Origin of the sequence: Streptomyces sp. CB00316 (assembly GCF_001905595.1) — a bacterium.
Taxonomy (GTDB): Bacteria; Actinomycetota; Actinomycetes; order Streptomycetales; family Streptomycetaceae; genus Streptomyces.
In genome coordinates this window covers 842113-859672 of sequence record NZ_LIXI01000002.1, presented here as the reverse complement: position 1 = coordinate 859672, position 17560 = coordinate 842113, and the positions used below count along the sequence as shown (strand labels likewise).

Annotated in this window: 17 protein-coding genes and 3 tRNA genes; 9 read left to right on the top strand and 11 right to left on the bottom strand. The window is 70.4% G+C overall.

Going from position 1 to position 17560, the window contains the following annotated elements:
• Window positions 1-35: 35 nt before the first annotated feature.
• Both AMK21_RS07975 and AMK21_RS07970 read left to right on the top strand, forming a co-directional pair.
• Window positions 36-110 (top strand) — tRNA-Asp (locus tag AMK21_RS07975).
• Between the two features lie 140 nt (window positions 111-250).
• Entirely contained in the window at window positions 251-538 is a 288-nt protein-coding gene (locus tag AMK21_RS07970) for a DUF6274 family protein (protein WP_073875483.1), read from the top strand.
• A gap of 611 nt (window positions 539-1149) precedes the next feature.
• Here AMK21_RS07970 and bldC read toward each other — a convergent pair.
• Both bldC and AMK21_RS07960 read right to left on the bottom strand, forming a co-directional pair.
• The gene (bldC, locus tag AMK21_RS07965) at window positions 1150-1356 is read right to left on the bottom strand and encodes a developmental transcriptional regulator BldC (protein WP_003949541.1); all 207 of its coding nucleotides are present in this window, start codon (window positions 1354-1356) and stop codon (window positions 1150-1152) included.
• Between the two features lie 667 nt (window positions 1357-2023).
• Window positions 2024-2887: a hypothetical protein gene (locus AMK21_RS07960; protein WP_073875690.1), complete on the bottom strand. Its 864-nt coding sequence runs from the start codon at window positions 2885-2887 to the stop codon at window positions 2024-2026.
• Window positions 2888-3086: 199 nt separating this feature from the next.
• Between AMK21_RS07960 and AMK21_RS07955 the strand changes: the two genes are divergently transcribed.
• Window positions 3087-4169, top strand: coding sequence for a Leu/Phe/Val dehydrogenase (locus tag AMK21_RS07955; RefSeq protein ID WP_079181096.1), 1083 nt, complete (start codon window positions 3087-3089; stop codon window positions 4167-4169).
• 281 nt (window positions 4170-4450) lie between these two features.
• Window positions 4451-4708, top strand: coding sequence for a DUF3073 domain-containing protein (locus AMK21_RS07950; RefSeq protein ID WP_073875479.1), 258 nt, complete (start codon window positions 4451-4453; stop codon window positions 4706-4708).
• 126 nt (window positions 4709-4834) lie between these two features.
• On the opposite strand, the gene purM is transcribed toward AMK21_RS07950, so the two are convergent.
• The 9 genes from purM to purS form a co-directional block, all read right to left on the bottom strand.
• Window positions 4835-5908 carry a phosphoribosylformylglycinamidine cyclo-ligase gene (gene purM / locus AMK21_RS07945; RefSeq protein ID WP_073875477.1) on the bottom strand — a complete coding sequence of 358 codons (1074 nt, stop codon included), beginning with the start codon at window positions 5906-5908 and terminating at the stop codon, window positions 4835-4837.
• A gap of 60 nt (window positions 5909-5968) precedes the next feature.
• Complete coding sequence (purF, locus tag AMK21_RS07940) at window positions 5969-7495, bottom strand: amidophosphoribosyltransferase (protein ID WP_073875475.1); 1527 nt, start codon at window positions 7493-7495, stop codon at window positions 5969-5971.
• 342 nt (window positions 7496-7837) lie between these two features.
• Entirely contained in the window at window positions 7838-8686 is an 849-nt protein-coding gene (locus AMK21_RS07935) for an META domain-containing protein (protein ID WP_073875473.1), read from the bottom strand.
• 50 nt (window positions 8687-8736) lie between these two features.
• Complete coding sequence (locus tag AMK21_RS07930) at window positions 8737-9540, bottom strand: maleylpyruvate isomerase family mycothiol-dependent enzyme (protein WP_073875471.1); 804 nt, start codon at window positions 9538-9540, stop codon at window positions 8737-8739.
• Window positions 9541-9584: 44 nt separating this feature from the next.
• Complete coding sequence (locus AMK21_RS07925) at window positions 9585-10436, bottom strand: M23 family metallopeptidase (protein ID WP_073875469.1); 852 nt, start codon at window positions 10434-10436, stop codon at window positions 9585-9587.
• 33 nt (window positions 10437-10469) lie between these two features.
• On the bottom strand, window positions 10470-11021 hold the full coding sequence (locus AMK21_RS07920) for an ArsR/SmtB family transcription factor (RefSeq protein ID WP_073875467.1): 552 nt from the start codon (window positions 11019-11021) through the stop codon (window positions 10470-10472).
• A 127-nt stretch (window positions 11022-11148) separates the two neighbouring features.
• Window positions 11149-13398 (bottom strand): phosphoribosylformylglycinamidine synthase subunit PurL, encoded by a 2250-nt coding sequence (gene purL, locus AMK21_RS07915; protein ID WP_073875465.1) that lies wholly within the window; start codon window positions 13396-13398, stop codon window positions 11149-11151.
• On the bottom strand, window positions 13395-14075 hold the full coding sequence (purQ, locus tag AMK21_RS07910; protein WP_073875463.1) for a phosphoribosylformylglycinamidine synthase subunit PurQ: 681 nt from the start codon (window positions 14073-14075) through the stop codon (window positions 13395-13397). The genes purL and purQ overlap by 4 nt, the downstream gene beginning before the upstream one ends.
• Window positions 14072-14323 (bottom strand): phosphoribosylformylglycinamidine synthase subunit PurS, encoded by a 252-nt coding sequence (purS, locus tag AMK21_RS07905; protein WP_073875461.1) that lies wholly within the window; start codon window positions 14321-14323, stop codon window positions 14072-14074. Before purS ends, purQ begins: the two co-directional genes overlap by 4 nt.
• A gap of 422 nt (window positions 14324-14745) precedes the next feature.
• Between purS and AMK21_RS07900 the strand changes: the two genes are divergently transcribed.
• The 5 genes from AMK21_RS07900 (at window position 14746) to AMK21_RS07880 (ending at window position 17532) form a co-directional block, all read left to right on the top strand.
• The gene (locus AMK21_RS07900) at window positions 14746-15081 is read left to right on the top strand and encodes a histone-like nucleoid-structuring protein Lsr2 (RefSeq protein ID WP_073875459.1); all 336 of its coding nucleotides are present in this window, start codon (window positions 14746-14748) and stop codon (window positions 15079-15081) included.
• Window positions 15082-15329: 248 nt separating this feature from the next.
• Window positions 15330-15401: transfer RNA gene (locus AMK21_RS07895), tRNA-Gly, on the top strand.
• A gap of 79 nt (window positions 15402-15480) precedes the next feature.
• Window positions 15481-15556, top strand: a tRNA-Gly gene (locus AMK21_RS07890).
• 135 nt (window positions 15557-15691) lie between these two features.
• Window positions 15692-16714 (top strand): ABC transporter ATP-binding protein, encoded by a 1023-nt coding sequence (locus AMK21_RS07885; protein WP_073875457.1) that lies wholly within the window; start codon window positions 15692-15694, stop codon window positions 16712-16714.
• Window positions 16711-17532, top strand: coding sequence for an ABC transporter permease (locus AMK21_RS07880; RefSeq protein WP_073875455.1), 822 nt, complete (start codon window positions 16711-16713; stop codon window positions 17530-17532). Before AMK21_RS07885 ends, AMK21_RS07880 begins: the two co-directional genes overlap by 4 nt.
• Window positions 17533-17560: the final 28 nt, after the last annotated feature.

The following is a 17560-nucleotide window of genomic DNA, read 5'->3' as shown; positions in this document are numbered from 1 at the left end:
TTTCGCAGCAAGCCGCAAGGCAGCAGCGAAAACCTGGTCCTGTGGAGCAGTTTGGAGTGCTCGCCACCCTGTCAAGGTGGAGGCCGCGGGTTCAAATCCCGTCAGGACCGCAGTGACGAAAGCCCGGATCGTTTCGATCCGGGCTTTCGTGCGTCTTGACGGCGCCTTCCGCTGCGGGTACCCCGTAGGGACGAGGCTGTCCCTGATTCCCTCGGCGAGGGGCGGCCGGGCCCACCGGGAGGTGGCTCACATGTCCGCGTCCACAGCACGACACGAGACCCGCGCACTGCTCCGCGCCCATCTGGCGGCCGCCTACGGCTACGGACACCTCACCCGCCACTGTCCGGTCTGCCACCGGCTGCTGCGCCTCGCCATGGAGCCGGGAGACGGCGCGCGGGAGGTGCGGGAGCCCGGAGCGGCCCCGGAGCCCCCGCACGAGCCGCAGGAGCCCCGGAACCGGGCCGGAAGCCCCGCGGACCCGGAGAGCGCCGCCGTACCCCTGGAAGGGGACGGGGACGAAAGGCCCGCCGCTCCGTGACCATCGGCCGGATGACTCCGCGTCCGGACAGTGGCAAGCTCGGAGTTGGCAAGCATCAGGCGGTGTGACGGGTGTCACCGAAAGAGTTTTCAGACCGGGGCACTTTACGCCTCCCCTACAACTGGCGAATTTAATATGTGCAATTGCACCGGGTCGGCCCTTCGCCCGGACCGTTCCGTCCGGGGCTGTCCCACCAAGTCCGGGACGCTCACCCACACTCCCCCACAGACCCGCTCACAGACCCACGAAGGGCGCCGGGACGGACGGCTGGGTGGTCCGTCGGGCGGCCCACGGAAGGCCCGGAAGCCGACCGACCACCCGGTTATTCGGTCATCCGTCCAGGAGCCGCTCAGAGGGTGTAGGAGCGGCCTACCGGGGCACGAGAGCCCCGGCGGAGCGCTGCCGGCACAGGGGTGCCCCACAAAAAAAGATCGCGCTGGACCCGGCGGAGTCCAGCGCGATCAAAAACGACGCACCCGTACACAGGTATGACGCCCGTTGGGGCAGGCGTCCGTCGAGTGGAGCTATGTATGGGCGGCCTGGGGTTGGGGGACCTGGCGGCTGCCCGGTTGAGATGCTGTGCTGCTGTCGAGCTGCGCGGCAGGGGTGTGTCAGGCCTCGCTGCGCTGCTGCGGAATCCCCGCAAGCAGTGCGCGGACCTCTGCCTCGCGGTACCGGCGATGTCCACCGAGCGTGCGGATGGACGTGAGCTTGCCAGCCTTGGCCCAACGGGTGACCGTCTTCGGGTCCACGCGGAACATCGTGGCAACCTCAGCCGGGGTCAGCAGCGGCTCGGCATCAGGGGTGCGAGCGGTCATGAGCGGCCTCCTCGGGAGAACCGAACCTTCTCGGTTCTTTCCTCTAAATTCTGCACCTTGACCCGCGTTGCCCGAAATGGCGGACGCGGGCCGAGTCGGTTATAGGACGAACGGCTTGTCCTCGGCACTACAACTACACCATCCGTCCAGCCGCGTCGGCCAAACCGATGGAATTGCCCTCCCAGGTGTTCATCAGCGACGGAAGCCGATGGACCATGCCATAGCGGACAGTCACACCACCGTGACGATCAGTCACAGAGCGATCAGGAGTTCTCAGACCCCCCATAGCGTGCAATGCTGAGTATTCCGCCCTTACTTGGACAGAAGGAGCCCTCCCCGGACTCCTTGTCCTATTTTGGCACGAGGAGTAGGGATGAGCGCAAGGGCCCCGTTAGTGCTATCCATCACGCTTGAGGCAAAGGCCCGGTTCGGGACGTAGGTCCTGGGTCAGAAGGCGTACGCTGCCGCCTCACCCACCCCACGTGTCCCACGGGACGCAGGTTCACGACCCGTCAGTTCCCCTTCACGGCCCCCACCCAGGCGCTCCGGCCGGCTTCCTCGCCGGGCTGCCGCTCCTCCCCCTTCCCGCCCGCTCGTGCTTCCGGTCCGTCCTGGATGAAGGATGCCCCGGTTCCATCACGTTGATGCCGCTGTGGGTCTTTTCACGTCAATTGGCGAACTGGCGGTCCCGCACTGCCCGCCACCGCTCCGCGAGGCGCGCGTACGCCTCCCCGGCGCGCTCGCTGTCACCGTTCCCCAGCGCGGCGAGGCCCTCCGCCACATCCGCGGCCGACCGGTCCCCGGCGAGGTGCCCGGCGGGGAGCGCGTGCACCAGGCCCCCGTAGTCCAGCTCCACGAGCGAGCGCGGATGGAACTCCTCCAGCCAGCGCCCCACGTCCACCAGCCCCTCGGTGAGGGCGCCGTCGGCGACGTGTCCGCGCAGCGTCCGCAGCCCCCGGGCCAGCCGGCGCCGGGCCTCCACCATCGGCGTCCGGTAGCGCAGCACCGGCTCCCCGCCCTCGCCGCCGGCCGCCGCGTACTCCCGCTCCGCGTCCCGGAAGAGGACGAACCACCGCACCGGAACCTGCCACACCGTCGTACGGATCCACGGCCGCGCGTCCGGGTTCCGGCGCTGCCAGCGCTCGCGGTCCGCCCGCGCCTGCCCCCGCACCACCTCGGGCAGCAGGGCGTCCAGCACGTTGGCCGGAAATACTCCCCCCTGCCCGCCCGGCCCCTCCAGTTCCTCCAGCGCGAGCCACCCCCGCAGCCGGGTCCGCCACGGGCAGACGCACACCACCCCGTCCACCACCACCACGAACGCGTCGCCGCTCTCGTGCACGGGCACCCCGACCGGCGGCGTCGGCACCAGGTCGGCCAGCGAGCGGCGGAGTTCGTCCTGGGCGGTGGGCAGCACCGCGCGCTGCGCGTAACGGGCCCAGTGACTGCGCTCGGGCTCCGCGAAGGCGACGAGCGGCTCGTACACCCGGAGGTAGGACGTGTAAGGGACGAGCACCGAAGACACCACCGACATGCAGCGCATCGTGCCACGCGCGTACACCCCCTTGGGGTGATCCTCGGCACGGGGGCAGATCCGCGCCGCCGGAGGACTTACGCTCTTGCCCATCGGACCGGCCGTGCCGGCCGGTCCGAGGCCTGTCCGACGACAGGTCCCGGGGCCCTCCCCACCCCTAGGAGGGCCTCCCGCCGCTTCGTACTTGGGAGTCACCACAGTGACCGATGTGACTGACGGCGTCCTGCACACCCTGTTCCACTCGGATCAGGGGGGCCACGAGCAAGTCGTGATCTGCCAGGACCGTGCCACCGGCCTCAAGGCCGTCATCGCCCTCCACAACACCGCCCTCGGCCCCGGCCTCGGCGGTACCCGCTTCTACCCGTACGCGACCGAGGCCGAAGCCGTCGCCGACGCGCTGAACCTGTCGCGCGGGATGTCGTACAAGAACGCCCTGGCCGGGCTCGACCACGGTGGCGGCAAGGCCGTCATCATCGGCGACCCGGAGAAGATCAAGACGGAGGGACTTCTCCTGGCCTACGGCCGGTTCGTCGCCTCGCTCGGCGGCCGGTACGTCACCGCCTGCGATGTCGGCACCTACGTCGCCGACATGGACGTCGTCGCCCGGGAGTGCCGCTGGACCACCGGCCGCTCCCCCGAGAACGGCGGCGCCGGCGACTCCTCCGTCCTCACCGCGTTCGGTGTCTTCCAGGGCATGCGGGCCTCGGCCCAGCACCTGTGGGGCGACCCGACGCTGCGCGGCCGCAAGGTCGGTGTCGCCGGGGTCGGCAAGGTGGGCCACCACCTGGTCGAGCACCTGCTCTCCGACGGGGCCGAGGTCGTGATCACCGATGTCCGCGAGGAGTCGGTGCGCCGGATCACCGAGCTGCACCCCGAGGTCACCGTGGCCCCGGACACCGAGGCGCTCATCCGCACCGAGGGCCTCGACATCTACGCCCCCTGCGCGCTGGGCGGCGCCCTGAACGACGAGACCGTGCCGGTGCTCACCGCCAGGGTGGTCTGCGGCGCGGCCAACAACCAGCTGGCCCACCCGGGCGTCGAGAAGGACCTGGCCGACCGGTCGGTTCTCTACGCCCCGGACTACGTGGTCAACGCCGGTGGCGTGATTCAGGTCGCCGACGAGCTGCACGGGTTCGACTTCGACCGGTGCAAGGCGAAGGCGGCGAAGATCTTCGACACCACGCTGGAAATATTCGCACGCGCGAAGGCAGACGGGATTCCGCCCGCCGCTGCGGCCGACCGGATCGCCGAGCAGCGCATGGCCGAGGCGCGCGGCCGCTGAGGCGCGCACGCACGACTCGCGGGCCGGCGGGAGACAAGGCTCACGCCGGTCGGCGGGTCGTGCGTGCAGAAGAGGTTAAAATCGCAGTTGACCAGCGGGGACGGGGCTCCTCACTGGCCCTGCACCGGGGCGCAAGACGCGGGCGGCGTACCGTATGGCCACGGAAGCAGGTACCGTTAAAGCCCTACGGGCGCGGTCTCTCTGTCGAGAGTCCGTCCTGAAACATGAACGCGTGTCAAGACTCTGGGGCCGTCGAGCCCCGTCACCGAGGGGGTCGAGCCATGGGGCGCGGCCGGGCAAAGGCCAAGCAGACCAAGGTCGCCCGCCAGCTGAAGTACAGCAGCGGCGGGACGGACCTGTCACGTCTGGCCAATGAGCTGGGCGCATCGCCTTCGAGTCAGCCACCGAACGCCGAGCCGTTCGAGGACGACGACGAGGAAGATGACCCGTACGCACAGTACGCGGATCGCTACAACAAGGACGATGACGAGGATCAGGACGATCAGTCCGGTCCGTCGTCACAGCGCCGCGGCGCTTGACCTCGCGCTGATACATCAACCCGGTCCGGGCCTGCCCCGGGCCGGGTTCTGTGTGTCCTGATCCGGTTCCGGCCCCCGGGTGCGCGGTGCGCCGGGCGGGGAGCCCGGCGCACCGCGCCCTGCGGTTCAGCGTGCGTAGCTGCCGGTCAGCTCGGCGCCCGTGGCGCGGTCACCGCGGTCGGTGATCTCACCGGCGACCCAGGAGTCGACCCCGCGGTCGGACAGGGTCGTCAGCGCGGCGTCCACCGAGTCGGCCGGGACGATCGCGATCATGCCGACGCCCATGTTCAGCGTCTTCTCCAGCTCCAGCTGCTCGACCTGACCGGCCTTGCCGACGAGGTCGAAGACCGCGCCCGGCGTCCAGGTGGAGCGGTCCACGGTGGCGTGCAACCCGGCCGGGATGACCCGGGCCAGGTTGTTCGCCAGGCCGCCGCCGGTGACGTGGCTGAAGCCGTGCACCTCGGTCGTGCGGGTGAGCGCCAGGCAGTCCAGCGAGTAGATGCGGGTGGGCTCCAGGAGCTCCTCGCCGAGCGTCCGGCCGAACTCCTCGACCTCGCGGTCCAGCGTCCAGCCGGCCCGGTCGAAGACCACGTGGCGGACGAGCGAGTACCCGTTCGAGTGAAGACCGGAGGACGCCATCGCGATGACGGCGTCACCCCTGCGGACACGGTCCGGGCCGAGCAGCCGGTCGGCCTCGACCACGCCCGTACCGGCGCCGGCGACGTCGAAGTCGTCCGGGCCGAGCAGACCCGGGTGTTCGGCGGTCTCGCCGCCGACCAGGGCGCAGCCCGCGAGGACACAGCCCTCGGCGATGCCCTTCACGATCGCCGCGACACGCTCGGGGTGCACCTTGCCGACGCAGATGTAGTCGGTCATGAAGAGCGGCTCGGCACCGCAGACGACGAGGTCGTCCACGACCATGCCGACGAGGTCGTGGCCGATGGTGTCGTACACGCCCATCTGACGCGCCAGGTCCACCTTCGTCCCGACGCCGTCGGTGGCGGAGGCGAGCAGCGGACGCTCGTAGCGCAGAAACGCCGAGGCGTCGAAGAGGCCGGCGAAGCCGCCGAGCCCGCCGAGGCCTGCGACCTCGGGGCGCTGCGTCTTCTTCACCCACTCCTTCATCAGCTCGACGGCACGGTCACCGGCTTCGATGTCGACGCCGGCCGCCGCGTAGGAGGCACCTGTTGTCTCAGACATGGCCTGGGATCTTTCGTGTGGAGATACGGGGCTGGTGGGAGGGGCGGCGGCGCGTCCGGATCACGGACGGCGCAGCGCGTCGGCCGCGGCGGTGGCCGCGGGCCCTGCCGCCAGCTCGGTCTCCAGCAGCTGCTTGCCGAGCAGCTCCGGGTCCGGGAGGTCCATGGGGTACTCACCGTCGAAGCAGGCGCGGCACAGGTTGGGCTTGTCGATGGTCGTCGCCTCGATCATCGCGTCGATCGAGATGTACGAGAGGGAGTCGGCACCCATCGAGGTGCAGATCTCGTCGACGGTCATGCCGTTGGCGATCAGCTCGGCGCGGGTGGCGAAGTCGATGCCGAAGAAGCAGGGCCACTTCACCGGCGGCGAGGAGATCCGGATGTGGATCTCGGCGGCACCGGCCTCGCGGAGCATCCGGACCAGGGCGCGCTGGGTGTTGCCGCGGACGATCGAGTCGTCGACGACCACCAGGCGCTTGCCCTTGATGACTTCCTTCAGCGGGTTCAGCTTGAGCCGGATACCGAGCTGGCGGATGGTCTGCGAGGGCTGGATGAAGGTGCGGCCGACGTAGGCGTTCTTCACGAGTCCGGCGCCGAACGGGATCCCGCTGGCCTCCGCGTACCCGATCGCGGCGGGGGTGCCGGATTCCGGGGTCGCTATGACCAGATCCGCCTCGACGGGGGCTTCGGCGGCCAGGCGGCGGCCCATCTCCACCCGGGAGAGGTAGACGTTCCGGCCGGCGATGTCGGTGTCGGGACGGGCCAGGTACACGTACTCGAAGACACAGCCCTTGGGCTTCGCTTCTGCGAAGCGGGAGGTGCGCAGGCCGTTCTCGTCGATGGCGATGAGCTCGCCCGGCTCGATCTCGCGTACGTAGCTGGCGCCGCAGATGTCGAGTGCGGCGGACTCGGAGGCGACCACCCAGCCGCGCTCGAGCCGGCCCAGCACCAGCGGGCGGATTCCCTGCGGGTCACGGGCGGCGTAGAGGGTGTGCTCGTCCATGAAGACGAGCGAGAACGCGCCCTTGACGTCGGGGAGCACTCTGGCGGCGGCTTCCTCGATGGTCAGCGGCTTGTCGTTCTCGTCGCGCTGTCCGGCGAGCAGCGCGGTCACCAGGTCGGTGTCGTTGGTCGCGGCGACCTGGGTGGCGCGGCCGTCCTTGCGGGGGAGGTCGGCGACCATCTCCGCGAGCTGGGCCGTGTTGACCAGGTTCCCGTTGTGGCCGAGGGCGATCGAGCCGTGCGCGGTGGCACGGAACGTCGGCTGCGCGTTCTCCCACACCGAGGCACCGGTGGTGGAGTAGCGGGCATGACCGACCGCGATATGGCCCTGGAGAGAACCCAGAGACGTTTCGTCGAAGACCTGCGAGACCAGTCCCATGTCCTTGAAGACGAGGATCTGGGACCCGTTGCTCACTGCGATGCCCGCGGATTCCTGTCCGCGGTGCTGCAGGGCATACAGTCCGAAATAGGTGAGCTTGGCGACCTCTTCACCCGGAGCCCAGACACCGAAGACGCCACAAGCGTCCTGGGGGCCTTTCTCTCCGGGGAGCAGGTCGTGGTTGAGTCGTCCATCACCACGGGGCACGACACCGAGTGTAGGCGAGATCGACCACTGGTCCGAATTGGGGACCGGCCGACAAAGCCGTTACGGGGCACGGGGAACGGCTCCGCACGACGTGGGGGGCGGGTGATTCGCGGGACTTCGGGCGGTCACGCTGCGTGATCACCGGATGGGCGTCGTGAGCCCCGAGGAGCGGGTGCGGCGCTCACTGCCGGGCCGGGAGGCCGGTTACCGACGGGTAGGGGCGGTGGGCGGGGACCCGGCGACGGCCGTACGGCCGTGGCGCTCGGTGAACCTGCCCCGAACCCGCCCCAACCGTCGGCCGAACGCTCGTTTCGTGGTGAGCCTCACACCGAGGGGCCGGATTCAGCCGTGTTCCTGGGCGCCCTCGGCCGTCGCGGGGGTGGCCGTGGCGCCGACGCCCTTGCCGTCCTTCGACGTGACGGTGAGCGTGGAGCCCTTGATCGTGTACGTCGCCGGGCCGTCCAGGGCCGCGAGGACCGCGCGCTCCACCTCCATCTCCGCCTCCGGGCACATCTTCCGGGTGCCGGCCGGCGGGCCGAAGGTGATCGTGGAGCCCTTGACCTCGGCCTTGCCGTGGAAGGAGTTGCAGCCGGAGTTGCCGTGCACGGTGCCGTCCTCGCCGAAGGTCAGGTGGGGCACCCGCTCCTTCGGGAGGCCGGCGGGCACGGAGGTCGCCGTCCCGCCGCTGAGCAGGGTGGTCACCGCCCACCGGGTGCCGACCAGGTCGGCCGGCTTCTCCTCGCTGAGCGCGAAGGTGTCGCCGCCCTCGGTGGTGAGGGTCAGCTTCTCGCCGAAGACCTTCGCGGTGAGTTCGCCGTCCATCGCGGCGAGGGCGGCCTTCTCGAACTTCTCGGTCTTCTCGTCGCACGCCATCTGCGTGGAGACGGGCTCGGCCAGGGTGATCCGGTCGCCCTCCACCCGGGAGTCCGCGCTGATGTGGTTGCACCCGAAGCCGGCCTTGGCCCGGCCCTTCGGGTCGAACTCCAGCCGGGAGCCCTCCGGGGCCTCGGTCTTCCTCCCGCCGACGGTCATGGAGTCGACGCTCCAGGCCACCCCCGTGACGGGCACATCGCTCTGCACGGTGTCGCTGCCGTCACCGGAGCCGGAGCCGGAACCCGACTCCGTACCGCAGGCGGCGAGGGTGAGGAGGGCCAGGACGCTGACGCTGACTGCCATACGTTGTGTGTGCATGGCGATGGGACGGGCCGGGCCCCCGATCCGGTTCCGTCGCCCGGTGTCCCTCAGCCCATCAAGGGCAGCAACGCGCCGAGATCGGCGCGCTCGCCGCTCGCACTGACCTCGGCGTCCGCCAGGGCCCGCGCCCACTCCGTACGCCCGGTGGCGAGCCGGATCCAGGTCAGCGGGTCGGTCTCCACGACGTTGGGCGGGGTACCCCGGGTGTGCTGGGGCCCGCCGATGCACTGGACCACCGCGAACGGCGGGACGCGCACCTCGACCGAGCCGCCGGGCGCCCGGTCCGCGAGCGTGTCCACCAGCATCCGGGTACAGGCGGCCAGCGCCTGCCGGTCGAGCGGAACATCCGAGCCGAGCGCCTCGTTCAGATCGTCCGTGTGGACGACCAGTTCGACGGCCCGGGTGACCAGGAAGTCGGTCAGCCGCATGGAGCCGACCACGGCGGCCACCAGCCGCTCCCCCGTGCCCGAGGCCGGGACGGCGGCGGTGACCTCCGTCTCCACCTCCTCGAACAGCGCGGTGAGGTCGGGGCGGTCGGCCGCCACCTTCTCGGCGTCCTCGGCGACCCAGGCGGCGAACGGGGCGGTGACCGAGGGATAGCCCAGCAGGGTCACCTCGGGCTGGGAACCGGGCGGCTCCGGAGGGGCCAGGGCCTGGCTGATGCCGACGAATCCCGTCGCGACGTGCACGGCCAGCTCGCGGACCGTCCAGTCGCCGAGCCGGGTCGGCCGGGCGAGCTGATCAGGCGTCAAAGTCCTTACGGCATCGTGGACATGGGCGAACTGGGCGAGCACCGCCGCCTGGGTCTTGAGGTAATCGTAGGCGCGTGGGCGCTTCTTGGCCGGAGGCATGGTGCCGAGGTTAACCGCTAACCGGCCCCATGGACACCGTTCGGTCAGACCCCTTCGGCCCGGTCCGCGACGGTGAACGTCTCGCCGTTCGCCGGCAGTTCGAGGCCGCGCCAGGTGAACGGGACGCCCCGGGCCGCATCGAGGTCCGGGCCGTCCATCAGGTGGAAGTGGAGGTGGGGCTCGGTGGTGTTCCCGGAGTTGCCGCAACGCGCGATCGGCTGCCCGGCCCGGACTGTGTCCCCGGCCTTCACCCGGAGCGAGCCGCGCTGTGCGTGGGCGTAGACGGCGTACGTCCCGTCGCCGAGGTCGAGGATCACGTGGTTGCCGATGACCCGGTGCGCACCGACGATCGAGCGGACGTTCCCCTCGATGAGCATCAGGTAGGCGAGCGCGGGCAGCGAGTTGCGGCTCAGGTGGTCGCGCTGGCCGTCGCTCGCCCGGACGACGGTGGCGTCGGCCACCGCGAGCAGCGGGGCGCCGAAGGCCGGGAAGACGCGGTTGCGGCGGAAGAGCGGCCAGAGCCACCGGAACCGGGGGCGGGCCGAGGCCTCACCGCCCCCTTCCTCCCGCTCGGCCACGATGTCGATCGCGTACGTCTGCCCGTAGATGTGCGTCCCGTGGCTCGGCACCTTGTCGGCCGGACTGTTGAGGGCCGTCCAGCGGCCGGTCACCGGTGGGGCGACCTCGACCGGGTCGCGCGGTTCGCGCCGGGGTGCGGCGGCCCGGGCCTGCAGGGTCATCACGGCCACCATGAGGACGAGGACGACCCCGGCGGGCAGCAGGGTGGTCACCCACCCCGGTCCGGGCAGATCCGTGAAGAACTCGCTGACCACCAGCGCGATCAGGACCAGCCAGGACAGTCGCAGGGCGGTCGCGAGGACGGTGCGGACGGACATGTCTCCCCCATGGCGTCGTGTCGGTCGTTCCGGTCAGGGCCGCGCCGCCGTCAGCACCACCAGCAGCGGCACCACCCGGGCGGCCGGCACCTCGTACCGGCCGCGGCCGGTGGTGTGCAGCCAGCCCGCGCCGGTCAGCTGGCGCAGGTGGTGGTAGATCTGGCCGGTGGTGCCGACCGCGTCGAGTGCGGCCAGTTCGGCGGCGGTACGGCGGCCGCCGAGGATCTCGCGGAGCAGGCGCAGCCGTACCGGGTGGCCGAGCGCGGCGAGTGAGTCCGCCGTCGCCGACGCGTCGTCGGGTCGGCACTCATCCGCTGGACCCTCCCCCTCGGGCAGAGGCCCTGTGAGCAGGGCGCCGGCGAGGGCGCCGTACTGCCACTCGTAACTCTCGCCGGTGGGCAGCCGGACCGCGCCGGTGAAGAGCACTCCCCCGTCGGCCCCGGCCTCCCCGACACCGGCGAGCTGCTGCTTCAGCCCGTCCAGCGCCCAGAAGTCGCCGTCGCCCAGGCGGGGGGACTCTCGGTCCTGCCGCTCCAGCGCCGTGAGCCGCCTCTCCAGCTCGGCGACCCGCCTCTCCAGCTCCATGACACCAACCTTACGTAATTACGTAATTTCTATCAAGAGAGTTCGCGACGGCTTCGAAGAAGAGTCCGAGAGAACGCCGAAGCCCCCGCCCGGATGGCCCGGGCGGGGGCTCGGACGACACGCGGGCTCAGGCGAGCAGCGCGGGGATCGTCGCCTCGTGCGCCGTACGGAGCTCACTCAGCGGGATGCTGAACTCGCCCTGGATCTCGATCTCCTCGCCGTCCACGACACCGATCCGGGCGACGGGCAGACCCCGTGCGCCGCACATGTCGTTGAAGCGGAGCTCCTCGCTGCGCGGGATCGAGACGACCGCGCGCCCCGCCGACTCGGAGAAGAGGAACGTGAACGTGTCCAGGCCGTCCGGCACGACCAGCCGGGCACCCTTCCCGCCGCGCAGGCAGGACTCGGTGACCGCCTGGATCAGGCCGCCGTCGCTCAGGTCGTGCGCGGCGTCGATCATGCCGTCGCGCGAGGCAGAGATGAGGATCTCGGCGAGCAGCTTCTCGCGGCCGAGGTCCACCTTGGGCGGCAGGCCGCCGAGGTGCTGGTGGACGACCTCGGACCAGGCCGAGCCGCCGAACTCCTCGTGGGTGTCGCCCAGCAGGTAGAGGAGCTGGCCCTCCTCCGCGAACGCGACCGGCGTACGCCGGGTGACGTCGTCGATCACACCGAGCACGGCCACGACCGGCGTCGGGTGGATGGCCGTCTCACCGGTCTGGTTGTAGAGCGAGACGTTGCCGCCGGTGACGGGGGTGCCCAGCTCCAGGCAGCCGTCCGCGAGACCACGGGTGGCCTCGGCGAACTGCCACATGACGTCCGGGTCCTCCGGGGAGCCGAAGTTGAGGCAGTCCGAGATGGCGAGCGGCTTGGCGCCGGAGGCGGCGACGTTGCGGTACGACTCCGCCAGCGCGAGCTGCGCGCCGGTGTACGGGTCGAGCTTGGCGTACCGGCCGTTGCCGTCGGTCGCCATCGCCACGCCCAGGTTCGACTCGGCGTCGATGCGGACCATGCCCGCGTCCTCGGGCATCGCCAGGACGGTGTTGCCCTGCACGAAGCGGTCGTACTGGTCGGTGATCCACGCCTTGGAGGCCTGGTTCGGCGAGGCGACCAGCTTCAGGACCTGCTCACGGAGCTCGGCGGCGCTCGCGGGGCGGGCGAGCTTTCCGGCGTCGTCCGCCTGGAGCGCGTCCTGCCAGGACGGGCGGGCGAACGGCCGGTGGTAGGTCGGGCCCTCGTGGGCCACCGAGCGCGGCGGGACGTCCACGATCTGCTCGCCGTGCCAGAAGATCTCCAGCTGGGAGCCGTCGGTCACCTCACCGATGACGGTGGCGATGACGTCCCACTTCTCGCAGATCTCCAGGAAGCGGTCCACGTGCCGCGGCTCGACGATCGCGCACATGCGCTCCTGCGACTCGCTCATGAGGATCTCCTCGGGCGAGAGGGAGGAGTCGCGCAGTGGCACGGTGTCCAGCTCGACGCGCATACCGCCGGAACCGGCGGAGGCCAGCTCGCTGGTGGCGCAGGAGAGCCCGGCGCCACCGAGGTCCTGGATGCCCGCGACGAGCTTCTCCTTGAAGATCTCCAGGGTGCACTCGATGAGGAGCTTCTCCTGGAACGGGTCGCCGACCTGGACCGCGGGGCGCTTGGCCGGGCCGGTGGACTCGAAGGTCTCGCTAGCCAGCACGGAGACGCCGCCGATGCCGTCGCCGCCGGTGCGGGCGCCGTACAGGATGACCTTGTTGCCGGGGCCCGACGCCTGCGCGAGGTGGATGTCCTCGTGCTTCATCACGCCGATGCAGCCGGCGTTGACCAGCGGGTTGCCCTGGTAGCAGGCGTCGAAGACGACCTCGCCGCCGATGTTCGGCAGGCCCAGGCAGTTGCCGTAACCGCCGATGCCCGCGACGACGCCCGGCAGGACGCGCTTGGTGTCGGGGTGGTCGGCCGCGCCGAAGCGCAGCGGGTCGACGACCGCGATCGGGCGGGCACCCATGGCGAGGATGTCGCGGACGATGCCGCCGATGCCGGTGGCCGCGCCCTGGTAGGGCTCGATGTACGAGGGGTGGTTGTGCGACTCGACCTTGAAGGTGACCGCGTATCCCTGGCCGACGTCGACGACGCCGGCGTTCTCGCCGATGCCGACGAGCATGGCGTCGTTGGCGGGGACCTTCTCGCCGAACTGCTTCAGGTGGACCTTGCTGCTCTTGTACGAACAGTGCTCCGACCACATGACCGAGTACATGGCGAGCTCGGCGCCGGTGGGACGGCGGCCCAGGATCTCGCGGATCCGGGTGTACTCGTCCTCCTTGAGGCCGAGCTCCTTCCAGGGCTGCTCGGCGTCCGGGGTCTCGGCCGCGTGCTTGACCGTATCCAGGCTCATGCGTTGACCAGCTTCTTGATGATCGAGGTGAAGAAACCGAGGCCGTCGGTGCGGCCGGTGCCGATGAGCGGCTCCACGGCGTGCTCCGGGTGCGGCATCAAGCCGACGATGTTGCCCGCGGCGTTGGTGATGCCCGCGATGTCACGGAGCGAGCCGTTGGGGTTGCCGTCCAGGTAGCGGAAGGCGACGCGGCCCTCGGCCTCCAGCTCGTCGAGCGTGCGCTCGTCGGCGGTGTACCGGCCGTCCATGTTCTTGAGCGGGACCTTGATCTCCTGGCCGGCGCTGTAGTCCGAGGTCCAGGCGGTCTCCGCGTTCTCCACCCGCAGGCTCTGGTCGCGGCAGATGAAGTGCAGGTGGTTGTTGCGCAGCATCGCGCCGGGCAGCAGGTGCGCCTCGGTCAGGATCTGGAAGCCGTTGCAGATGCCGAGGACCGGCATACCGGCCTTCGCCTGCTCGATGAGCGGCTCCATCACCGGCGAGAAGCGCGAGATCGCGCCGGCCCGCAGGTAGTCCCCGTAGGAGAAACCGCCGGCCAGGACGACCGCGTCGACCTGGTGCAGGTCCTTGTCGCGGTGCCACAGCGACACGGGCTCCGCGCCCGCGATCCGGACAGCCCGCAGAGCGTCCTGATCGTCGAGGGTGCCGGGAAAAGTGACGACGCCGATACGGGTGGTCACTTCTCCTCCTCCACCCTCACGACGAAGTCCTCGATGACGGTGTTGGCGAGGAAGGTCTCGGCCATCTCGTTAATCCGGGCGAGGGCGGCGTCGTCCACCGGCCCCTCGACCTCCAGCTCGAAACGCTTTCCCTGACGAACGTCCGCGATTCCCTCAAAGCCGAGACGGGGCAGCGCACGCTGCACCGCCTGTCCCTGCGGGTCGAGGATCTCCGGCTTGAGCATGACGTCGACTACGACGCGTGCCACTGGCACTCCCGGTGTGGTGGTGTGGTGCGGCTGTCTCTCCGGGGGGTTCCCCAGACCCCCGCGGGTCCACTCAGCGTACCTGGCCGAAAATTCTACGCGAGTAGATATCGGACGGAACGGGCGTGACGGAGGAGAGGGGGAGGGCTCGGCGCAGATCACGCCGGGATATCGGCCGTGACAACATGCGGGAAAAGTCCTGGGAAAAAATCATGCGCCGGATTGCGCACGGACACGCGGATGTAATTGGCTGGGCTTCACAATGCGGCACCCACCGCTGTACAAATGATTACCGGGGAAAGCAGCATTGCCCCGGGAACACCGGAACAGTCGACAGCAGTCGATCCGTATCCGCCTAACAGCCGGAAGGCCGGCCCACCGGCGCACGTCCGACGCGCCGAGGCCGTAGGAAAGGACCGATATCCGTGGCCCAGCGCGTAGTGGTTACGCTCTCCGACGACCTCGACGGGGGAACAGCGGCGGAAACGGTCACCTTCGCCCTGGACGGGAAGACGTACGAGATCGACCTCAATCCCGCCAACGCGAAGAAACTGCGGAAGGCTCTGGCCCCTTACGTGGCGGCCGGCCGAAAGCAGACAAATGCCAGTAAGCACGGCAGGACCCCCGCCTCGTACCACCACACCTCCCTCGCCCCGGACCCCGCGGCCGTCCGCGCCTGGGCCCGCTCGCACCGGATGGAGGTGCCGGCCCGCGGCCGGATCCCGAAGAAGGTCTACGAGGCGTTCAACGCGGCGGACTGAGCCGGGGGCATGAGCGTCCGCCCTCCGGGGCGGCGGACGCCCCAGGAGCTGGATGCTCCGAGCGGCGGACGCTCCGTCAGGCGGGGTGCGGGCGGGGTACGCAGGAGCGGGACCGGGGTCCGGGGAGCCGGCCGGCGACCCGCTCCGGGAGACCCGCCGGGAGCCGACTTGCGCGACACCCCCGCAGGTCGGCTAGAGTCTGGAGCACGCCGAGGGGCGAGGCCGAAAGGCCGGATCCCGAGCCGCGTGCGGGTGTAGTTCAGTAGTAGAACATCCCCCTTCCAGGGGGAAGGCGCAGTGTGCAATTCCTGTCACCCGCTCTGCACAACTCTTCAGACCACTCCGTTGGATCAGGTAGAGTAGTGCTCGCTCCACCGGTGAAAGCCGAGTGGCTGCACTGCGGACGTAGCTCAGTTGGTAGAGCGCAACCTTGCCAAGGTTGAGGTCGCCAGTTCGAACCTGGTCGTCCGCTCCACAGAGACAAAGGCCCTGACCGATTCGGTCAGGGCCTTTGTCGTTCTTCTCCCCGTCCCTTTCCCATGACGTTTGTCATGAGCAGTGGTGACAGCGCGCACCGCTCGCGGGCCCGGTCCGGGGAGACGCTCGAAGCATGACCAGCGACGACTTTCACAGCGACCGAACGACAGGTGGCCCGGCAGACGCGGAGACGGTGATCGCGGCGGACGGGGTCCGCCGCAGCTACAAAGGCGGCTTCGAGGCCGTTACCGGGGTCTCCTTCTCCGTGGCCCGCGGCGAGTTGTTCGCCCTGCTCGGGACGAACGGCGCGGGCAAGACCTCCACCGTGGAGCTCCTCGAGGGACTGGCCCTCCCGACCGCCGGGACCATCAGGGTGCTCGGCCACGACCCGTACCGCGAACGCGCCGCCGTCCGGCCCCGGACCGGGGTGATGCTCCAGGAGGGCGGCTTCCCCTCCGACCTCACGGTGATGGAGACCGCGCGGATGTGGTCGGCGTGCACCACCGGCGCCCGCCCCGCCGCCGAGGCCCTGGAGATGGTCGACCTCACGAGCCGGTCGGGGGTGCGGGTCAAGCAGCTCTCCGGCGGCGAGAAGCGGCGCCTGGACCTGGCGCTGGCCCTGACCTCGCGGCCCGAGGTGCTCTTCCTGGACGAGCCGACGACGGGGCTGGACGCGGAGGGCCGGCGCGACACCTGGGAGCTGATCCGGACGCTCCGGGACGGCGGCACGACCGTACTGCTGACCACGCACTACCTGGAGGAGGCCGAGGCGCTCGCGGACCGGCTGGCGATCATGCACCAGGGGCGGATCGTGACGGCCGGGACGACCGCCGAGGTCACCGCGTCGCAGCCCGCCAGGATCAGGTTCACGCTGCCCGACGGCGTACCGGCAGGACACCTTCCGCTCTCGCTGCGGGCGGCGGCGGAGGGGCAGCGGATCGAGATCCGTACCTCCGAACTCCAGGAGTCCCTGCACGAACTGCTGCGCTGGGCCCGGGAGTCGGGCGTGCGGCTCCTCGGGTTGGATGCCCGCTCCGCCTCCCTGGAGGAGGCGTTCCTCCAGATCGCGAACACCCAGCTCCGCTCCCGCGCCGACGACCCGCGCCGGGCGGGGACCGAGCCCACGGACGAGACCAGGAAGAAGGTGACGGCATGACCACGCCCACCGCCCTCACGGCCCCCGACCGCTCCCCCGCATCCCCCTCGAAGGCCTCCGCCTCCGCGCGGCGGCTCACCGCGCTCGCCCGCGCCGAGCTGATCCTGCTGGTCCGCAACCGGTCCGCGATCTTCGTCGCCCTGGTGCTGCCGGTCGTGATGATCTTCTCGATCCGGGCCTCGCTCCAGCAGATCGACCTCGCCGGCACCGGCCTCTCCATCGCGGGCGCCGCCCTCACCGGCGGAATCGGCATCGTGCTGGTCCAGGTCGTCTACATGACCCTCGTCACCGGGTACGTCACCCGGCGCGAGGAGCTCGTCCTCAAGCGGCTGCGCACCGGCGAGGTCACCGACCGCGAGATCCTGGCCGCCAACGCGCTGCCCGCCGTCGCACTGGCGCTCCTCCAGGTCGTCCTGCTGGTCGCGGCCGGCGCGGTGGCCTTCGACCTGAGTGCGCCGAAGCGGCCCGAGCTGTTCCTGGCGGGGCTGCTGGTGGGTCTCGCGATGATGGCCGGCCTGGCGGCCGCGACCTCCGCGGTGACCCGGACGGTCCAGACCTCGCAGCTCACCACGTTGCCGCTGTTCTTCGTCTCGCTCTTCGGCTCCGGGATCCTCGTCCCGCTGGACATCTTCCCGGACGGCCTGGCCTCGGTGTTCGAGCTGCTGCCGCTGACCGGCGTGATGACCCTCATCCGGCACGGTTGGCTGGGCGGTGTGGAGGGCGGCGACCTGCTCACGGCCGGGGTGGCGGCGCTGGCCTGGACCGCGTTCGCGGTGTTTGCTGTGCAGCGGTGGTTCCGCTGGGACCCGCGGGGCTGACAGCGGAGCGCGCCGGACGGAGCCACAG